The sequence below is a fragment of the Caulobacter sp. GW821-FHT05F04 genome (assembly GCF_059419665.1).
In genome coordinates, this window is record NZ_JBWKSF010000007.1 from 107,168 (window position 1) to 122,233 (window position 15,066).

Sequence of the window (15,066 nt, forward strand, 5' to 3'; positions counted from 1 at the left end):
AGATCAGGCGCTTTGCGCCAGATCGTCCAGGCCGGCCAGGCTCTTGACCAGGGCCAGGACCTGGCGGCGCTGGCGGGGCGGCAGGCGCGGAAGCGCCACGGCCAGTTCGGCGCCCTCGGGGCTGTTCAGGAAGCCGTGCATGTCGGCCAGGCGCTGGCCGGCTTCGTCGTCGGTCGCCGGATCGGCCAGACCCTCGAAGAACCAGGCGATGGGCGTCTGCAGGTGCAGCGCCACGGCATGCAGCTTGGAGGCGCTGATCCGGTTGGAGCCGCGCTCGTATTTCTGCAATTGCTGGAAGGTCAGGCCCAGCGCCTCGCCAAGCTGGCTCTGGCTGATGCCAGCCATCTTGCGGCGCAGGCGGATGCGCGACCCGACATGCAGGTCGACGGGGTGGGGTGTGGGGTTGGCCAAGGTGCGGGCGCTCCGTTTGTTCGTCCCTGGCTGACGGACGAGACGGGGGCGTCTGGTAGCGGCTGGCGTGAAGTTTCCAAGTCCATGCACCAGGCAGGCGATGTTGGCTTTGCATGTGCTGCCGCCTCATCCGGCCTGGAGATCGTCGATCATCTCGATCATCTCCCGCAGCTTCTCTCGGGCCCCGGCCAGCTTGCGGGCCGTGATCAGGTCGTGGCGGCCGGCCAGGAACAGGACGGTCTCAAGCACTTCCTCGGAGTGACGCAGGAGCACGACCAGGTTTTCGCCGCTGGGACCGTTGTTGGCGGCGAACCAGTTGCGCACCGCGCGGGGGTTGGCGCGGGTCAGCCGCACCACGACCTTCACCGCCGCCGGACTGCCGCCGAACTCGCGCCGCAAGGCCTGGGCGATGGCCTCCACGAAGTCGAAACCGTGAGCCGACTGAGGGCTCGGCGGAAAAGTTTTTCCCGAATCTGACCGAAGTTTTCGGTCCTTCTGCGAACGCGACATACCCACGCCTACCAACCTACGGTTCGACCGGAGCCGATGTGCTCCGATCGGGTGACGAGCAAACCAGGTGGTGTTGGGACATGAAAAGTGAGCTGAGCGGTGATCTGCCGGGCGGGGGGCGTGCGCGCGCCGCCCAGTACGTCCGGATGAGCACCGAACATCAGAAGTATTCGACGGAGAACCAGGCCCAGATCATCGAGCGCTATGCCGAGACCCGAGGGTTCGAGATCGTCAAGACCTATGCCGACGAGGGCAAGAGCGGTCTGCGGCTCGATGGCCGCGAGGCGCTCCAACGGCTGATCGCCGACGTCCAGGCCGGCCGCGCCGACTTCTCCGCCATCCTCGTCTATGACGTCAGCCGCTGGGGACGGTTCCAGGACGCCGATGAGGGCGCCTATTACGAGTTCCTGTGCCGCGAGGCGGGGATCACCGTCCACTACTGCGCCGAGCAGTTCGAGAACGACGGCAGCCTCAGCGCCACGATCATCAAAAGCATGAAGCGGGCCATGGCCGGCGAGTACAGCCGCGAACTGTCGGTGAAGGTCTTCACCGGTCAGTGCCGGCTGATCAATCTCGGCTTCCGTCAGGGCGGGCCCGCCGGCTTTGGTTTGCGCCGGCAGCTGGTCGACGAGCACCGCCGACCCAAGGCGTTGCTGGATCGCGGCGAGCACAAGAGCCTGCAGACCGATCGGGTCGTGCTCGTGCCCGGTCCGGCCGAAGAGATCGAGGTCGTCCAGCGCATCTACCGGATGTTCGTGCTGCACCGTCGGTCCGAGCGCGAGATCGCCCTGTTGCTGAACGGGGAGGGCGTCCTGACCGATCTTGAACGGCCCTGGACGCGCGGCACCGTCCATCAGGTCCTGACCAACGAAAAATATGTCGGCAACAACGTCTACAACCGCGTCTCCTTCAAGCTGAAGAAGCGGCGGGTGGTCAACGAGCCGGAGCAATGGATCCGGGCCGAGGCCGCGTTCGAGGGCATCGTCGATCCGGACTTCTTCATCGCCGCCCGCCGGATCATCGAGGAGCGCAGCCGCCGGTTCACCGACGCCGAGCTTCTGGAACGTCTGACCGGGCTGCTGGCGCAGCGAGGGTGCCTTTCCGGCCTGATCATCGACGAGTTGGAGGACATGCCGTCCAGTTCGACCTATCGCCACCGCTTCGGCAGTCTGGTGCGCGCCTATCAGATGGTCGGCTACGCCACGAGCCGCGACTATCGCTATCTGGAGACCAACCGGGCCCTGCGCCTGCTGCATCCGCAGGTCGTCGAGCGGACCATCGCCAGCATCGAGGCGCTCGGGGCCAGCGTTCGCGTCGATCCCGTCACCGATCTTCTGACCATCAACGAGGAGTTTTCGGCCTCCCTGGCCATCGTGCGCTGCGCCCGCACCGCGGCGGGCCATTCGCGATGGAAGATCCGGCTCGACACCAGCCTCAAGCCCGACATCACCATCGTCGCGCGCATGGATGGCGAGAACGCCGCCGTCCAAGACTACTATCTGCTGCCGTGGATCGATCTGGGCGCAGCGGCCAAGTTGCGGCTCAGCGAGGAGAACGGCGTCTTCCTTGACGCCTATCGCTTCGACGACCTCGACCCCTTCTTTGACCTGACGCGCCGCGCCAGCCTGAGGAGCGCGGCATGAGCGACCACGCCCCCGAAATCCAATCGATCGCTATCGCCGACATCACCGTTCTCAATCCGCGCTCGCGCAACAAGCGGGTGTTCCAGGAACTGGTCACCAGCATCGCCAATCTGGGCCTGAAGAAGCCGATCACCGTCAGCCAGCGGCCAGACGGCTCGGGCTATGACCTGATCTGCGGTCAGGGGCGGCTGGAGGCCTTCCTGGCGCTGGGCCAGTCGCATATCCCGGCGATCGTCACGGAGGCCTCCGAGGAGGACTGCTTCGTGATGAGCCTGGTGGAGAACCTCGCCAGGCGCCAGCACACGCCCCTGGAACTGGTTCGCGAGATCGGCGCCCTCAAGGAGCGCGGCTACTCGACGGCGGAGATCGCACGCAAGACTGACTTCAGTCCCGAATATATCTGGGCCATCTGCTTTCTGCTGGAGAACGGCGAGGAGCGGCTGATCAACGCCGTCGAACGCGGCCTGATCCCGCACAGCGTCGCCATGGAGATCGCCAAGGCCGGGGACGCCGAGGTGCAGGGCGCCTTGACTGAGGCCTATGAGAACAAGGCGCTGCCGGGCAATCAGGTGTTGGCGATCCGCCGGATCATCGAGCAGCGCAAGACCAGCGGCAAGGCCGGCCACAGCGGCTCGCGGGGCGGCGGGCTGCGGGTGCGGGTGACGGCCGACTCTCTGGTCCGCGCCTATCGCAAGGAAACCGATCGCCAGAAGCTGTTGGTCAAGAAGGCCGCTCTGGCCCAGAGCCGGCTGCTGTTCGTGGTCAACGGCCTGCGTCGCCTGCTCGGCGACGAGCACTTCGTCACTCTGCTGCGCGCCGAGGCCATGCACACCCTGCCCAAACCACTGGCCGAGCGGCTCGGCGTGGCCGGGGCTTGACGATGGACGAGGTCAAGGTCGCCTTCGAGCGGGATCTGCTCACCATCCCGCTCGATGAAATCCTGCCGATGCGCAAGCTCGCCGACAAGGTCAGGGCCTCGGTCAAGTATCGGCGCATCGCCCAGTCGGTCGCCGAGGTCGGGGTCATCGAGCCGCTGGTCGTCGTCCGCTCGCCGGGCGGCGGGCCCTACATGCTGCTCGACGGCCATGTTCGCCACGCCATCCTGCGCGACCTTGGCGAACGGGAGACCCGTTGCCTGCTGGCGGCCGACGACGAGGCCTTCACCTACAACAAGCGCGTCAACCGCCTGGCGACCATCCAGGAGCACTACATGATCGTCAGGGCGCTGGAGCGCGGGGTCTCCGAGGAGAAGCTGGCCCGCGCCCTGGACGTTGATGTCCGGTCCATCAAGCGTCGTCGAACCCTGCTTGACGGCGTCGCGCCCGAGGTGATCGAACTCCTCAAGGACCGGTTGGTCAATCCGGTGACCTTCGAGGTGCTGCGCAAGATGAAGGCCATGCGCCAGATCGAGGTCGCCGAACTGATGATCTCGGCCGGGAACTTCACCTCCGCCTATGCCAAGGCCCTGTTGGCCGCGACGCGTCAGCTCGATCTGGTGAACCCGGACAGACCTAAGAAGATCGGCGGCATGACCTCCGAGCAGATGGCGCGGATGGAGCGGGAGATGTCGTCCCTGACCCAGGACTTCAAGGCGCTGGAAGCCTCCTACGGCGACGACGTTCTGCATCTGGTCATCGCGTCGGGCTATCTGGCCAGGCTGGTCAACAACGAGGAGATCGAGCGCTATTTGCGCTCGCGGCATCCGGAGATCCTCGACGAATTCCGGGCGATCATCTCGGCGGCGTCGCTGGACCGATCCGTGGCGGCGAGCGTGGAGGGGACGGGTGAGATATGACGGCTCTGGGACGTTTGCGTGCGCCGGTCCAGGACGGCGTCACGCGGTCGGGGCGAAATCGAACAGCACTAGAAATTCATCCCATTCCCGCTTGGAGAGCCCAGAGTTTTCGAAGGTGACGGTTTCGCCTCGCAAGCGGCGGCGCACCAGCTCCAGGGCCATCGACGATAGAGTCGCAGCGTTGAGTTGGTAGTCCTGGAAGGCTTCATACGTGTGGGGGACCCACTGGCGCACAACATCGAGAAGAGAGTCGGCGTAAGCTCGAATTTCGTACTGTGCGTGCGGATCCGCCCTTAGTCTCAGGAAGTGAAGCAGGTTGTGGAGATCGGTCTTCCAATACCATTGGGTGTAGGTGTTGAGTGAAAGTCCGATCCGCGCCAATTCGCGCGTCAGTCCCAGCCTGTCGGGGTCGGCGGAACCCCCTTCGTCACCATCATTGAGAAGCCACTGGTAGCTCTCGTAGCTTCGCTCAGAGTCCTCCCGAAGGAGACGGACCACTTGGTCGGCCTCATTTCCACTGAGGATCGCGCTGCGACCCTGCCGGTTACCGGTCGATTGCGCCGCCAGATGCTCTGGGGCGGGGATATAGAATTCCTTGTCGAGCACGGAATAACGCGCCGAATACTCGTTTACGTTCGCGGTGCGATGCCGAATCCACTGCCTGGCCACGAAGATCGGCAGCTTCACGTGCAGCTTGATTTCGCACATCTCGAACGGCGTCGTGTGCCAGTGACGCATCAGGTAGCGAATGAGGCCGCGGTCCTCGCGAGTCGCCTTCGTTCCGCGGCCATAGGACACTCGCGCGGCCTGAACGATCGCGTTGTCGTCGCCCATATAGTCGATGACCCGCAGGAAGCCGTGATCCAGCACCGGAAGCGTCTCGAAGAGCAACGCCTCCATCGCAGGCACGGTCGCACGCCGCGTCTGGAAGACAGGTTCCGCCTTGGCGGTGTCGTCGGGGGGAGCGGATAGGGCCATAGGGTGGGACGCTAGGAAGTCTATGGGGTCTTGGCAAGCTGAGCCCATCGACAGGGCTCACTGTTCGCTCCCCAGTCGCGCAAACAGGTAGGACGTGACATCTGCGGAACCAAATCTGCCCACTGCGGCGATCATGTTGCCGTCGACATCCAGCTGGCATTTTCCGAGGTTGGCCGCCAGCAGGACTTCCAGTGCGATCTCGTGCTCACCTTGACCTGGCGCGATGACGAGATCGGTTAGAGCCTTGGTGCGCTCCGCCTCGGTGGCGTTCGAGGCATACACCAGTTCGTCGGCCGTCGCGGCGCGCAGCATCGTCGCCCGGAGGATGGAGTCGGTCCACTTCTTCGTCAGGTAGTCGCTGTGATCCAGAACCGTCGAAACGGGGAAGCGGCGTGGTCCCAGCGGCAGGCGATCGGCGGGTGGCGACGAGCGGAGATGCTGGAGGGCTGCGGCGATGGCAGTGAACACTTCCGCCTGGGCCGCGCCCTCGTTGGCAAACAAGGATTGAGGGCCCAGCGTCAGAGGCTCAAGGCCGGGAAGTCTCAGGTAGAGGTCTTCGGTGAGGCCGGTTGCGGCGCCCAGCGACAAAGCTTCAAGACGCTCGAGCAAAGCCTCCGGCAGCGCTGCCTTGGCATTCCAGGATTCATAGAGGCGTCTTTCTCGGCACCAGGGACACTCGTCGTCGCGCCAGTCGGGCAGAAGGACGGTGTCGACGCTGCTAACGGTATGCCGCGGCAGGCCATCTGGCCTGAAGCGCAAGCAGCGTTGCAGGTTGTTCCAGGCATCGGGGTGCGCAGGGCGAGACACGCCCACCAGGTAGTCGATGCGTCCGCGATAGCCTTCGGTCCGGATATAGCGCTGATACTGTGACAAACGGGTGCCAGTGATGCAGACGTCGTCCACGATCAACAGGGCGTCATCCGGGGTGGCGTCGGCGAGGAACGCGCGAAGAGCCGTATCCTCCTCCGTCAAATGATCCTGCGGGAAGTAGAGATTGGGGTGCTCGTATCGATCGACGTCGGTCCCGTGGCGCTTGAAATAGTCTTGGGCATGACTGGCGAGCGCGCAGCCCGCCGGGTGCGGCGGGCTGATGATCAGGCGAGGCGGGCTCGGCAATTTGGCGAGCTCGGCCTCGTAGAGCGTAACAAACTCGGTGACGTTCAGGAGGCGTTCCGTCGCCAGGTGGATCGCATGGTGTCGTGACCGGCTGATTTCCTCATGCGTGCGGTGCACCTCGATCAATCCAGCGCCCACGTATCGATCGAAGAAATCTCGGGACTTGTCGGCAATTGCCTTGTTGATGTCGATGATCGTGTCTTCGAATTGCAGGGGGAAATAGACTTGCGGGTCTATGGCGACCGGCGCGCTCGGAAGCTCCTTTTCCTCTTCCAGCACGGTGAAGCGTGGATCGAGATGCAGGTCGTGCAGGCTGGGCAGGTTCGTATCGCCAAGAGCGAAAATGGCGACAAACCGTGGTTCCAAGACATGCTCGGAGGTACTGAAGATGTTGGTCAGGTGCCGTTCCAGGCTGCCGGTCTGGGTCGCGCTAATGACACAGAGCACAGTGCTGAGATCCGATCCCGTCGCGACATAGTCCGCGTCCAGGCGTTCGATCACGGCGCGGGCTCTCAGCTTCGCCGCATCGGAACCGTCATTGTAGCTGGGCAGCATTTCGACTACGCGCGGCGGTCCGCCGAAATAGACACTCGCCAGTCGAGCCAAGTTGAAGCCGATTGAGGAGATGGACCAAGTGTCGGTGAGAATGGCGCCGACGCCCTCCATATGGGGCAGCATCCAAAAGAAGATCGCGTCAACGGCGTCGCGATCGTACTGGATGTTGCCCACGCGCACGAAACTCTTGAGCAGCCGGCCGCTGGGCGCTCGAAATCGAGATCCCGATGGTCCCGTGAGGATGGCGCGCGATCGCTCCAGGATGTGTTCGAACTCAGCCTTGCGGATAGCCGTGAGCGCGTCTGCGGGGATAATGCCGTATGTCGCCAGCGGATCGTCGGTCCAATGGGGATTGAGATTGCCCGTCAGGGCATGGTGCCCGCCGTGCGACATCAGAATATGCACCGCGCGATCACGAATGCGGCTGAAGACATCCGCCTCTCGTCCCTCGAACAAGACCTTTGTGCGCTCGTCGTCGAGGGCCTCGAGATCGCTCAATGTCCACTGCTCGTCGACCGGAAGGCGCACGATGAGCATCTCCGTGCGGAGGCGGCCATCGAGATTGAGATCGTAGATCTCGTCGAAGACCGTGCGCAGTGACATGCCCTTGTGGGCTTGCACCACCTGGGCCTCGACAAGCGCATCGTCGTCGCCGTCGAAATGTAAGGTGAAGCTATGCACGGTCCGCGCCGGCGGACCGGTCTGGCAAGAGCAATTGCCAGTGCGTGCCGACGACCTGTGGGAACGGACCTGGACGGAACTTCAGTCGTGCGCCATCGCTCGCCCGGCCTTGCATCGTCAGCCAGAACTCGCCCGTCCTCAAGGACACGAAGGCGTCCATTTCGCGCGCCGCGGCCAAGGCCTGCCCGATGCCTAGGCCGGCATTGGGGTCGCTGCTTTTGCTGCTGAGCTGCTTGTGGAGGAGATCTTCCAGCACGTCTTCTCGGCGGCGTTGCCGATGCCCGCCGCCGGCGAAACTCGGAAGGAAACCGTCGACGATCCCAGGGCCAAAATCCGAGACACTGGCCTCGACGAGGTTGAACATTCCATTGGAGGGCTTGGCCGGCTGAGACGCCAGATAGGCCGTCAGCTCCTCGAAATGGGGCGCGCGCGACATCGCCACATCACGATGTGGGTATTGGTGCTTCTGCAAACGCAAGAAGCGGGCGTTCGAACTTGCCCGGCCGTGTTCGGAGGCGTTGGCGTGCAACTCATACAGAAACTCAAGGATAGTACCCTTGGCGGGGTTTTCCCGTGCGGTGGGCGCAAAAGGTTTGCGCGCCATGGGGCCGATTTCCAAGTCCACCAGAACGCCCCGAACGAACTCAAAAAAGACGTCGCGACGTCTAGGACCGCTGGTCAGTCGCGCCGCGCTGGGAAAGTCGGGATCAAGTTCCACAACTGTGCGCTGACGAGCGCCCGCGCCGATCACACCGCCCAGGCGGCTGATGGAGCGTTTGACATGCAGGCCATCGAGCTCCGGGTGTGATTTTGCGTCCGCGATCACCCGCGCGCCGCGTTGCAGCGCGATAAGGCACGGATAGGAAAGCGCGAAGCCCTCCTCGTCGTCCTGATTGGACCAGTCTTTCAAGCCCCAGGCGACCAATTCGGCGGCGGAATGGCCGTTCATTCCCGAGGCCACTGCCGTAGCCGTCCAGATGTCCTTGAAAAAGGCCGACCTATGGTCGCTGGGAACTCGGGCGCGAAACATCTGCGATGTCGCGCCAGCTTGCGCTTTGGCTTGTCCGAGCTTGGTCTCGATGTCACCAAGGTTGTCGGACTTGTCGATGCTGATGTCATAAGCCATGTCGCGTTTCCCTGGCGCCTAGCCATGCACGAAGCGAGAGAGTTTCGCGCGTAACGACCTGACTGCGATCATCTTGCATCCTAGGCTGGGCCGCAAAACCTTCCAGCGTCATACCAAAAGAGTTCGACCTGCGAGACGATTTTTGTACCGCGCGAGAAAGGAGGCGTTCCCTTGCGTGGCGACCAAGGCGACTAGCGTGGCGGCGACGATCAGCTTCATGACGTTTCCCCGAGCCGATCTGGTGTCGGCACGGCGACGCTATTCCGATCTGGGCGGGACTCAATTCGAAAACGCACGGATGCGGCGAGTTGCGCCTCGAAAGCGTCATCGAACCTGGGTCGGCCTCCGATGTCGGATCCCCCGACCGGAGACTGATCGATGCGCCGTACTCTCGCCCTGGCCGCAGCTGCCTTACTGACCTTGGCTGTCTCCAGTCCGTCCTTTGCCGCCCAATGTCGCGACGCCAAGGGCAAGTTCGCCAAGTGCGGCACGCCCGGCGCCAAGCCGGTCTAGCCAAGCCGGTCTAGGACACTTCGGCGGCGTCGGCGATCCAGGGCTTTGGCGAAGGGTGCGCGCGCGGGACTTGCCCCTGCGGCGCGCCGGACGCTGGTCCCTGGCCGGCGGCGCCGGCGCCCGCAAGGCGGCTTGCTTCCTTCGCTTCGCTGCGTGCAGCGCGCCCCGCTGCGCGGCGGGCCTTCGGCCCGGCCTGGCCGGCGCCGGCTTTGCCGGCCGGACCCGCTTGCGTCCGGCGCGCCGCAGGGGCGCGCCCGAAAGGAGCGCAAGCCATGTCCGCCGATCCCCAAGCCGCCGACGCCAAGTCCAAGGCCATCGCCGCCCTCAACGACGCCTTCCGCCGCCAGCCGGGTCCGGGCTGGGTCATGACGGCTGGGGTCCACGCCCTGGGCCTGGCCTTCATCGGCGCGGCGGTGCGGGCCGTGCGGGCCCAGGACCGCTTCGACGCCGGGAACGACCCCTATGGCGAGCACGACTTCGGCGCGGTGACGGTCGAGGGCCAGGCGCTGTTCTGGAAGATCGACTATTACGATCTGGCCCTGGCGTTCGGCTCGCCCGATCCGGCCGATCCGGCGGTGACGCGCCGGGTGCTGACGATCATGTTGGCGCAGGACTATTGAACGGTTCGGCCCCGCTTCGGCGGGGCCGGGTTCACGCCGGGTCGTGAGGTGATGTTCAGGTCGCCTCAAGCGTGTATTATTCTTCCGGGTTGTGGATCCGGGGGCGGCCATGGGCTGGTATGACGACGAGGAAGCGGCTTGGCTGCCGGCGTGGGCTATCCCGCCGATGATCTGGATCGGCTGCCTGCTAGTCGCCGTCCTGCCGGCCGGGGTGATCGTCGGCGGCTGGACCCTGGTGTTCAACCAGGCGCCGCCGGGTGTCGTCGCGGTCGCCTATGCGGTGTCGCTGGGCCTGATGCTGGCGGCGGTCAAACCCTGGTCGATCCGTTGAGCGCCGCGCGCCGCATGTCGGATTTCGGCTAGCGCGGCTGGAAGACGACCATCAGGCCCAGGCCGATGACGGCGGCCAGGGCGGCGGCCGCCAGCAGGCCCGCCAAGCCGACGGGCGTGAGCAGGCGGGCGGTCGGGCGGCGTCTTGGCGGCATGGTTTGAACCTTAAGCATGGTGGGCGACCCGCGCTGCGGGCTGATTGACGCAGGCCGCGTCGAAGCCCAGCCCCAGTTGCTCGTCCCGAAGGGCAATCTCCTGATCGAAGTTCGACAGGGTGACCCCGACCAGGCGGATGCCCAGGCGGGGCGGATAGACCGAGCGGATCAGGTCCAGGCTCGCCTGACGCAGAGTCTGGCGGTCGGCGACGGGCGAGGGCAGGGAGCGGCTGCGGGTCGCCTGCTGGAAATCGGCCCATTTGATCTTCACCGTGACCGTTCGGGCCCGGGCGCCGGTCTTCTCGCACCAGGCCCAGACGTCGTCGGCCATGGCTAGGACGCCGGCCTCGATGGGTTCGGGTTCGGTGTGGTCCTGGTCGAAGGTGGTCTCCGAACCCGACGACTTGCGCACCCGGTCGGGATTGACGGCGCGATGGTCCTCGCCGCGCGCGATGCCGTAGTACCAAGGCCCCGACTTGCCGAAATGATGCTGCAGGAAGGCCAGGCTCTGGCGATGCAGGTCCTCGCCGGTGTGGACGCCCAGCCGCTTCATCTTGGCCTCGGTCACCGCGCCGACCCCGTGGAATCGGCCGATCGGCAGGGACTGGACGAAGGTCTCGCCCTTGCCCGGGGGCACGACGAACTGGCCGTTGGGCTTGCGCTGGTCCGAGGCCAGCTTGGCCAGGAACTTGTTGTAGGAGATCCCTGCCGAGGCGGTCAGGCCGGTCTCGGCCAGGATCCGCGCCCGGATCTCCTGGGCGGTGTCGGTGGCGGTCGTCAGGCCGCGGCGGTTTTCGGTGACGTCGAGATAGGCCTCGTCCAGCGACAGCGGCTCGATCAGGTCGGTGTAGTCGGCGAAGATCGCGTGGATCTGGCGCGAGACGGCCTTGTAGACCTCGAAGCGCGGCGGCACGAACACCAGGTCCGGACACTTGGCCAGGGCGGTCGTCGAGGGCATGGCCGAGCGGACACCGAACTTGCGGGCCTCGTAGCTGGCGGCGGCGACCACGCCGCGCCGGGCGCCATGGCCGACCGCCAGCGGTCGCCCTTTCAGGCTGGGATCGTCGCGCTGTTCGACCGACGCATAGAAGGCGTCCATGTCGATATGAATGATCTTGCGAATCCCGTCGCCGGCCATGATGGCGAGTGTAGCGGTGTCCGAACGAAAGGGGACCATGCTTGAGCGGTTTGCCTCAGGCGCGAACCGTCCGGAAGGTCACCGAATAGCGCAGGGCCTCGACTGGCGGGATGCTGTGCTGCCAGTCGCTGCGGGATGGCCCGCTCATCAGATAGGCCGAACGCGGTGCGGCGAGGATCGAGGCGCGGTGCCATTTGTCGCCGGTCTTGCGGCGCAGGCGGAAGGTACAGGGCGACAGCAGCGAGACGCCGGCGATGGCGACGGCCGGGGCGCGGTCGCGATGCCAGCCGATCCCGGCCCCCGGCGCATATTCGGTGATCAGGGCGTGCCGGAAGGTCTCGCGGGCCAGGCCCGTGAACGCCGCGACCCGGTCCAACAGGAGCATGAGGAAATCAGGCAGGGCCTCGCCGGTCTCGACCAGGGCGCCACCGGCGTCGCGTCGCCAGCCGAACGCGGCGATGCGCCGGTGTCCGAGATAACCCAGATGTTCGTAGGGCTTGAAGTCCAGGGCCGCGAACCGCCGCGCCAGGTCGCCTTCCTCCTCGGCGGTGATCAGGTCGGGCTGGTATCGGAAGCCCGCGGGCATGGCCTTGGGCGGAGGCGGCGGCAGGTCAAAGAGACTGGGCTGAAGGCTCATCAGGGAGCCTCGCGTTTCGCGGTCGACGAGGACGCGGGCGGATCGACTTGGCGCGCGGCGCGCCAATAGGACCAGGGAACCCCGGCCGTCAGTTCCATCTCGAACCAAGCCGTCTCGCCGGCGAAATCGGGGACGTGCTCGGGCGAGACGAACGTCACGCGGCTGCGGGCATGGCCGTTGGCGCCCGGGAAGGTGAAATAGAGCGTTCGGCTCGAAAGATCGCCCGTTCGCTCGCGCTGGCGGGTCAGCATCTCGATGCAGCGGCGCCAGACGCGAGGTGGCTGGCCGGTGGGCGCGGCGAGGCGCCCACGGCGAAGGGGAGGGGACATGGCGGATTTCCAGAATGTTCTCTAAATGTTCCAAATGATCGAGCGGAGTCAATCGACCGGAGCGCGAAACCTCGGCTGGCGGGGGCGGCGCGCGGCTGGTCTGGCCCGCGTCAGCGGTGATATGCGGAGGAGATGGCGGAGCAGGACTTGGATCTGGAGGCGATGGCGGCGGCCCTGCGGGCCAGCGGCGAATACCGGGTGCTGCGCCGGCTGGGTCCAAGGCCGCCGATCGTCGTTCCCGATGGGATCGCCACCCGCTGGGGCCTGTTCGTCGACGTCGAGACCACGGGGTTGGATCCGCGCCGCGACGAGATCATCGAACTGGCCATGGTCCCGTTCCGCTACGGTCTCGACGGCCGGATCTACGAGACCGGCGAGCCCTTCCACGGTTTTCGCCAGCCGGCCGAGCCGATCCCTGCGGAAATCACCGCCCTGACCGGCATCGACGACGCCATGGTGGCGGGCAAGTCCATCGACCCGGACGCCGTGACCGCCGCGGCGGCGCCGGCCGCCCTGGTCATCGCCCACAACGCCGCCTTCGACCGCCGCTTCCTGGAGCGGTTCTGCGAGGTGTTCCGGACCAAGCCCTGGGCCTGCTCGATGACCCAGGTCGACTGGAGCGCCGAGGGTCACGAGGGGGTGAAACTCGGCTACCTCGCCGCCGGGGCTGGCTTCTTCTACGACCGCCACCGGGCGGTCAACGACTGCGCGGCGGCGATCGAACTGCTGGCCATCGACCTGCCCAAGAGTGGCGTTCCAGCGCTGGCCAAGCTTCTCGAAACCGCGCGCACGCCCACCTGGCGCATCTGGGCCGAGAACTCGCCATTCGCGATGAAGGACCTGCTCAAGGCTCGCGGCTATCGCTGGAATGGCGACGATGGCGTGCCGCCGCGCTGCTGGTACATCGACGTGGCCGACGCGCAAAAGGACGAGGAACTGTCGTTTCTACAGAAGGAGATCTATCGCGGGGAGATCGAGCTGCTCAGCCGGCGGATCGAAGCCTATGACCGGTTCTCGGATCGGTGCTGAACCTGGCGACCTTTCCCGGTGTCGGCGCCGGCGCGCGGCTGTGGTCGCGCCAGGACGTCCTCGCAAGGCCATCCCTCGCGCCGGCGGCGGCAGGTGTCTACGCCTGGTACTTCGATGGCCCTCTAGGTGCGGTCGATCGGACCGGCTGCCACCAGGATGGCGATCTCTGCCTGCTCTATGTCGGCATCTCGCCCAAGGAACCGCCGGCCAACGGCCGGGCGCCGTCCCGATCGACCCTGCGCCAGCGGCTGCGCACCCACTATGCGGGCAACGCCGCCGGCTCGACCTTGCGCAAGACGCTGGGCTGCCTGCTCGGCGACACCCTCGGCATCGCCTTGCGGCGCGTCGGGTCGGGCGAGCGCTACACCTTCGGCAATGCCGGCGAACAGGTCCTGGATCGCTGGATGGACCAGCATGCCTTCGTGACCTGGCAGGAGACCGATCAGCCCTGGCTGCTGGAGCGGCGCATCCTCGCCTCGGGCCTGCCCTTGCCGTTGAACGTCAGGGACAATCCGTGCGAGGCCCACACCCGGCATGTCAAAGCTGTTCGCGCCGAGGCGATGCGGCGCGCCGACATCCTGCCTGTGCTGACCGACAACGGCGGGGCTCGCCGCCCGGGACTCGCCAAGCGTTCCTAGCGAAGGCCCCCGGGGCCGCGAACGCTAGAGTTCGTGCGGCTGGAAACAGGCCGGGTCCAGGCCCTCGGGCACGCCCCGGACATAGAGGCCTTCGGCATGGTGGCGCGCGAAGTCCTCGACCTCGTAAACTTGGCCGTTGAAAACGCCGAGATGGGGCAGGTCCGCGCCCGTGCGCAGCACCTGTTCTCCGGGCTCGAAGGTCCGCTCGATCATGCTGGGTCTCCCGTCCTCGTCCAGTCTCGCGGTCGATAACGCCTCGGGTCCGGATTGGTCGGCGGCCGTCATCCTCACGAATTCGTGGGTCAGGGCGTGGCGGGCGATTTCAACGGGACGGGCGTTGGGGCGGCCCATGCGCCGCGGCCCTCGGCGCGGGCCTTGGCCTCCGCCGCCGCATAGAGGCCCTTGCTGTAGCGGCGGTATTCCGTGGCCAAGCCAGAGCGGATCAGCGCCGCGTTCAGGTCGGGCGAAGCGTCCGACCAACAGCGGCCTACGAACCGGCCGTAGCGGTCCCGGTCCACGAAGCGGCAACCGACCCGTCCTCGCGTCAGGCGCACGAGTTCGTCGCGGGCCTCGTAGGCCAGGGGTTCGGCCGGTGTCGCGCCGCGGCGGACTTCCGGGGCGTCGACGCCGAACAGCCGGACGCTTTCCGATCCGCAGCGCAGCGTATCGCCATCATGAACCTTGGGCGCGTTGCAGGCGATGATGGCGGCGGCGAGGAGCAGGGGAGCAGGCATGGGTCCGCTTTATCGTGCTTCGCGTCTGCGGCCAGCGTCTTCGTCCTGCTGGGAACGGTGGACCGGCTTCGACCCACGGCGCCATAGGGTTGGAGAGCTCGGCTTGCTCTGGTCCACCCGGGTTTCAT

The 15,066-nt window shown here is 65.9% G+C and carries 19 protein-coding genes; 8 read left to right on the forward strand and 11 right to left on the reverse strand.

What is annotated here, in order from left to right:
- Positions 1-3 precede the first annotated feature (3 nt).
- Positions 4-411, reverse strand: a complete 408-nt coding sequence (locus tag AC07R7_RS18355; RefSeq protein ID WP_494636175.1) for a helix-turn-helix domain-containing protein — start codon at positions 409-411, stop codon at positions 4-6.
- Positions 412-537: 126 nt separating this feature from the next.
- A complete protein-coding gene (locus AC07R7_RS18360) occupies positions 538-831 on the reverse strand; it encodes a hypothetical protein (RefSeq protein WP_494636176.1) in 294 nt (97 codons plus the stop codon).
- 170 nt (positions 832-1,001) lie between these two features.
- On the opposite strand from AC07R7_RS18360, the gene AC07R7_RS18365 reads away from it, so the two are divergent.
- The 3 genes from AC07R7_RS18365 to AC07R7_RS18375 are packed head-to-tail and all read left to right on the forward strand — an operon-like array spanning position 1,002 to position 4,359.
- On the forward strand, positions 1,002-2,564 hold the full coding sequence (locus AC07R7_RS18365) for a recombinase family protein (RefSeq protein WP_494636177.1): 1,563 nt from the start codon (positions 1,002-1,004) through the stop codon (positions 2,562-2,564).
- The gene (locus tag AC07R7_RS18370) at positions 2,561-3,442 is read left to right on the forward strand and encodes a plasmid partitioning protein RepB C-terminal domain-containing protein (protein WP_494636178.1); all 882 of its coding nucleotides are present in this window, start codon (positions 2,561-2,563) and stop codon (positions 3,440-3,442) included. The genes AC07R7_RS18365 and AC07R7_RS18370 overlap by 4 nt, the downstream gene beginning before the upstream one ends.
- A gap of 2 nt (positions 3,443-3,444) precedes the next feature.
- Positions 3,445-4,359 (forward strand): plasmid partitioning protein RepB C-terminal domain-containing protein, encoded by a 915-nt coding sequence (locus AC07R7_RS18375; RefSeq protein WP_494636179.1) that lies wholly within the window; start codon positions 3,445-3,447, stop codon positions 4,357-4,359.
- A 39-nt stretch (positions 4,360-4,398) separates the two neighbouring features.
- Here AC07R7_RS18375 and thyX read toward each other — a convergent pair whose 3' ends face one another.
- The 3 genes from thyX to AC07R7_RS18390 are packed head-to-tail and all read right to left on the reverse strand — an operon-like array spanning position 4,399 to position 8,815.
- A complete protein-coding gene (gene thyX, locus AC07R7_RS18380; RefSeq protein ID WP_494636180.1) occupies positions 4,399-5,337 on the reverse strand; it encodes an FAD-dependent thymidylate synthase in 939 nt (312 codons plus the stop codon).
- Positions 5,338-5,394: 57 nt separating this feature from the next.
- Positions 5,395-7,689 carry a ubiquitin family protein gene (locus AC07R7_RS18385; RefSeq protein ID WP_494636181.1) on the reverse strand — a complete coding sequence of 765 codons (2,295 nt, stop codon included), beginning with the start codon at positions 7,687-7,689 and terminating at the stop codon, positions 5,395-5,397.
- Positions 7,682-8,815, reverse strand: coding sequence for a hypothetical protein (locus tag AC07R7_RS18390; protein WP_494636182.1), 1,134 nt, complete (start codon positions 8,813-8,815; stop codon positions 7,682-7,684). The genes AC07R7_RS18385 and AC07R7_RS18390 overlap by 8 nt, the downstream gene beginning before the upstream one ends.
- A 378-nt stretch (positions 8,816-9,193) precedes the next feature.
- Here AC07R7_RS18390 and AC07R7_RS18395 point away from each other — a divergent pair, with 378 nt between their 5' ends.
- From AC07R7_RS18395 to AC07R7_RS18405, 3 genes are all read left to right on the forward strand, one after another.
- Positions 9,194-9,328 carry a hypothetical protein gene (locus AC07R7_RS18395; protein WP_494636183.1) on the forward strand — a complete coding sequence of 45 codons (135 nt, stop codon included), beginning with the start codon at positions 9,194-9,196 and terminating at the stop codon, positions 9,326-9,328.
- 272 nt (positions 9,329-9,600) lie between these two features.
- On the forward strand, positions 9,601-9,948 hold the full coding sequence (locus AC07R7_RS18400) for a DUF3768 domain-containing protein (RefSeq protein ID WP_494636184.1): 348 nt from the start codon (positions 9,601-9,603) through the stop codon (positions 9,946-9,948).
- Positions 9,949-10,057: 109 nt separating this feature from the next.
- The gene (locus tag AC07R7_RS18405) at positions 10,058-10,279 is read left to right on the forward strand and encodes a hypothetical protein (RefSeq protein ID WP_494636185.1); all 222 of its coding nucleotides are present in this window, start codon (positions 10,058-10,060) and stop codon (positions 10,277-10,279) included.
- Positions 10,280-10,307: 28 nt separating this feature from the next.
- Here the strand turns inward: AC07R7_RS18405 and AC07R7_RS18410 are convergent, their stop codons facing one another.
- The 4 genes from AC07R7_RS18410 to AC07R7_RS18425 are packed head-to-tail and all read right to left on the reverse strand — an operon-like array spanning position 10,308 to position 12,537.
- Positions 10,308-10,451, reverse strand: a complete 144-nt coding sequence (locus AC07R7_RS18410) for a hypothetical protein (protein WP_494636186.1) — start codon at positions 10,449-10,451, stop codon at positions 10,308-10,310.
- The gene (gene dinB / locus AC07R7_RS18415) at positions 10,444-11,571 is read right to left on the reverse strand and encodes a DNA polymerase IV (protein ID WP_494636332.1); all 1,128 of its coding nucleotides are present in this window, start codon (positions 11,569-11,571) and stop codon (positions 10,444-10,446) included. The genes AC07R7_RS18410 and dinB overlap by 8 nt, the downstream gene beginning before the upstream one ends.
- A gap of 55 nt (positions 11,572-11,626) precedes the next feature.
- Complete coding sequence (locus tag AC07R7_RS18420; protein WP_494636187.1) at positions 11,627-12,208, reverse strand: alpha-ketoglutarate-dependent dioxygenase AlkB; 582 nt, start codon at positions 12,206-12,208, stop codon at positions 11,627-11,629.
- On the reverse strand, positions 12,208-12,537 hold the full coding sequence (locus tag AC07R7_RS18425; RefSeq protein ID WP_494636188.1) for a hypothetical protein: 330 nt from the start codon (positions 12,535-12,537) through the stop codon (positions 12,208-12,210). Before AC07R7_RS18425 ends, AC07R7_RS18420 begins: the two co-directional genes overlap by 1 nt.
- Before the next feature lie 132 nt (positions 12,538-12,669).
- On the opposite strand from AC07R7_RS18425, the gene AC07R7_RS18430 reads away from it, so the two are divergent.
- The gene (locus AC07R7_RS18430) at positions 12,670-13,566 is read left to right on the forward strand and encodes a 3'-5' exonuclease (protein ID WP_494636189.1); all 897 of its coding nucleotides are present in this window, start codon (positions 12,670-12,672) and stop codon (positions 13,564-13,566) included.
- Positions 13,560-14,204, forward strand: coding sequence for a GIY-YIG nuclease family protein (locus tag AC07R7_RS18435; RefSeq protein WP_494636190.1), 645 nt, complete (start codon positions 13,560-13,562; stop codon positions 14,202-14,204). Before AC07R7_RS18430 ends, AC07R7_RS18435 begins: the two co-directional genes overlap by 7 nt.
- 24 nt (positions 14,205-14,228) lie before the next feature.
- Here the strand turns inward: AC07R7_RS18435 and AC07R7_RS18440 are convergent, their stop codons facing one another.
- Entirely contained in the window at positions 14,229-14,417 is a 189-nt protein-coding gene (locus AC07R7_RS18440) for a hypothetical protein (RefSeq protein WP_163230752.1), read from the reverse strand.
- Positions 14,418-14,506: 89 nt separating this feature from the next.
- Positions 14,507-14,938: a thermonuclease family protein gene (locus AC07R7_RS18445; protein WP_494636191.1), complete on the reverse strand. Its 432-nt coding sequence runs from the start codon at positions 14,936-14,938 to the stop codon at positions 14,507-14,509.
- Positions 14,939-15,066 lie beyond the last annotated feature (128 nt).